This is a genomic window from Paraburkholderia podalyriae (assembly GCF_014397785.1).
GTDB lineage: Bacteria > Pseudomonadota > Gammaproteobacteria > Burkholderiales > Burkholderiaceae > Paraburkholderia > Paraburkholderia podalyriae.
Genome location: NZ_VZQQ01000171.1, coordinates 1 through 2957, shown reverse-complemented (window position 1 = coordinate 2957; position 2957 = coordinate 1). Strand labels below are relative to the sequence as shown.

3 protein-coding genes are annotated in these 2957 nt (G+C 57.8%); 2 read left to right on the top strand and 1 reads right to left on the bottom strand.

Features of this window, described 5'->3' with window-relative positions; all coding sequences use genetic code 11:
- Positions 1–220 precede the first annotated feature (220 nt).
- Positions 221–1216, bottom strand: a complete 996-nt coding sequence (locus F6X42_RS42115; RefSeq protein ID WP_222945931.1) for an IS5 family transposase — start codon at positions 1214–1216, stop codon at positions 221–223.
- A gap of 69 nt (positions 1217–1285) precedes the next feature.
- Here F6X42_RS42115 and F6X42_RS42110 point away from each other — a divergent pair, with 69 nt between their 5' ends.
- A complete protein-coding gene (locus F6X42_RS42110; RefSeq protein ID WP_187639661.1) occupies positions 1286–1558 on the top strand; it encodes a recombinase family protein in 273 nt (90 codons plus the stop codon).
- 393 nt (positions 1559–1951) lie between these two features.
- A partial coding sequence (locus F6X42_RS42105) for a TIGR03118 family protein (RefSeq protein ID WP_187639660.1) occupies positions 1952–2957 on the top strand: 1006 nt, incomplete at its 3' end.

The window sequence follows — 2957 nt, the reverse complement described above, 5'->3', positions numbered from 1 at the left end:
CGAACCCTGCTGCTTCATGCTTGCAATCGTCATGCGTTCTTCAGGCTGCAGTTGTTGGTAACTTCTTTTTTGCATTGGCACACCTTACACGAGCAAGGTGTTGCACTTCAAATTTGATCGCGCCCTTATATAAGGCGGAAAGCCGCCAGTTGAGCTTCTGTCCCCCTGCATGCTACTGGCTATGTTCGGAAGGGTCCGAATTTCCATGCTGTGGACGCAACTATCCATTTTTGAAAGAAACGGGTCGACCAAAGGAATTCCACCGGTTAAGGATGTTGGCGATGATCGCGCCCTCGCGCTCCTGCGACTCAATTTTTCGTGTCAGCAAGGTCGAGCCGATGCATCGCTTGATCCGGGAGATCTGCGCTTCAACCAGCGAGCGCTTCCCATAGCCGTATTTCTTGTGAAATGCGTAAATGCCTTTTTCCCTGATGTAGCCAACGATCTTGTCGTGCCATTGCGTCTGCTCTTCGCCGTGGACCACCGCGTGAGAAGGCGGTGGAATAACGGGGAGCACGCCGGATCGGGACAGCTCCTCGGCCCGCTCGATGCTGTAGTAGGCGCCGTCAGCGATCACGCAGTCAACCGGGAGATCAGCGGGCAGCACGCGCTCCATCCCTTCGCTATCCGAAACGTCTGTGCCGGTGATGGCGATTGCGTGAACGTTCATGTCAACGTCGATCGACAGGTGCATCTTGCGCCACGGCGTTTTCGCCGCCTTTTTGCCGTACTTCTGCTCGTACCATTCACTGGCCCGGCCGAAACTCATCCCCGTGCTGTCAACGATGATGCTCACGTCCTCGCCGTCGGCCAGCCGCCTGGCCAGTCGTTCGCACCGTTGCGTGACCTTGACGTCCAGCGCGGCAAACAGATCGCACAGGTGGCCGACGCTGGGAACCGGGATGTCCAGCTCCCGGGCAGCCCAGTAATCTTCCATATAGCCGGTGATCTGCCGCATTCCCCAGCCGAACAGCCGGTAGAACGTATAGATCAGTTCAACGTACGGCCGGGTGTACGACGGCAGCCGTCCAGACACTCCGCGCACATACGGCGGCGCGGTGATGAATTGCGCCTTGAGATCGCCCTCGGGAAAATAGAGGCTGATTTTTCCACGCTTCTTCAGGCTCTCGTTGTATTCACGACAGTTCGTCACCCGATAGTCAGGTTTTTTGCGCTTACGCTCCTGACCGTCTTTGAGTCTGGCTTTGTACGGCATCCGCGCTAATCCGCGCCCTTTGGGCTTGCGATTCTATAACAACCAGGCACCCTTCCGAACAAAGCCGTAGTGCACAGCATAGACCGGCTCGCCCGAAATCTGGATGATCTGCGCCACATCGTGCAGACGCTGACCCAACGCAGCGTGCGGATCGAGTTCGCCAAGGAATGTTTGACGTTCATGGGCGAAGATTCGCCGATGGCGAATCTGATGTTGTCGGTAATGGGGGCCCTTGCGGAATTCGAGCGCGCGCTGATTCGCCAACGCCAGCGTGAGGGGATCGCCCTAGCGCGGCACCGTGGCGCCTATCGCGGTCGTAAGCCGGCCTTGTCGGTCGCGTAACTGGCGCGCTGGGAACGGATTTTGGCCGGAGGGAAGGTTATCGTTTGCTACCATTTTTTCGACTGCGCGACGCCTTGCGTCGCCGAACCGATTGCCTTGCCTCGTTTCTACAATGGCAGGAGATATGGCTACAACTCCAGGTGTCCCTATGAGGGAGCGACTTAGCTTAATTGTGGAGATGTCAGAGGACCCGCTCACTCAAAGTGGCTTGCTTAAATCACGTTCTGATCCATGAATCGAGTCGAAGGGCCATGGTCGACCTATCGCGCCATTCGACCGGGTGGCAAGTGGAATTTTTTGAAGTACAGCGGGAATATTTGAAGTACAGCGGTCGTTTAGTCTCCTCTGGCGCCAACTCAAGCATCTTTTCACCGGTAGCTAAGGAGAGTAGTCATGTCTAAGGTCTCGTGGGGTCTCAAAGCGGCGGCCGTAATCGTCCTCGCCGCCGGTTTCACAATCGGGCATGCCGCTGGCGATGATACATACGTTGTCACACCACTCGTGTCCAACGTGGCAGGCGCTGCACCGAAGCCCGACCCGGTACTACAGAACGCCTGGGGTATTGCCTTTAGTCCGGCAGCAAGTCCATTCTGGGTCAACGACAATGCCACAGGCTGCTCCACGCTATATGACGGCGAGGGGGCAAAGGTGGCGCTGCAGGTCTCCATCCCGCTACCAGGCAATGTCGTACCGCCCAGCGCCTGTCATCCCGTCTCTCCCACCAACCCACCGAATCCCGCGCCTGCGGCGCCGACCGGAATAGTCTGGAATCCCTCAGCGGCGTTTCTCGTGCCTGGTACCACGATCCCCGCCGTATTCATTTTCGCGACGGAGGGCGGCACGATCTCCGCCTGGGCCGGTGGGTTAAATCCGCCTGACCACGCCGTGATCGCGGCCGATAACTCATCCTCTCCCTCCGCCGCCAATGGGGCCGTCTACAAAGGTCTCGTCTTCGGTGTGAATGCGAAAGGTGGATTCCTCTTTGCGACGAACTTCCGCTCGGGGCGGATCGATGTATTCGGGGCGAGCGGCGCGAATGGCCTGTTCACGCCCGCGACGACGGACGGCGGCTTTACCGACCGACACATCCCGGCCGGATACGCGCCGTTTGGCATTGCGAACATCGACGGCGACCTTTTTGTCACATATGCAAAGCAGAACGATGAGAAGCACGACGATGTTGCAGGCAATGGTCATGGATTCGTCGATGTATTCGATACAGACGGTCACCTGCTGCACCGCTTCGCCAGCCGAGGGCCGCTCAACTCACCCTGGGGAATCATGCGCGCATCGTTTGCATTCGGCCGCTTCAGCGGCAAAATCCTTATTGGCAACTTTGGCGATGGGCGAATCAATGTCTTCAACGATGATGGCACGTTCGTCGATCAGCTGGAGGATG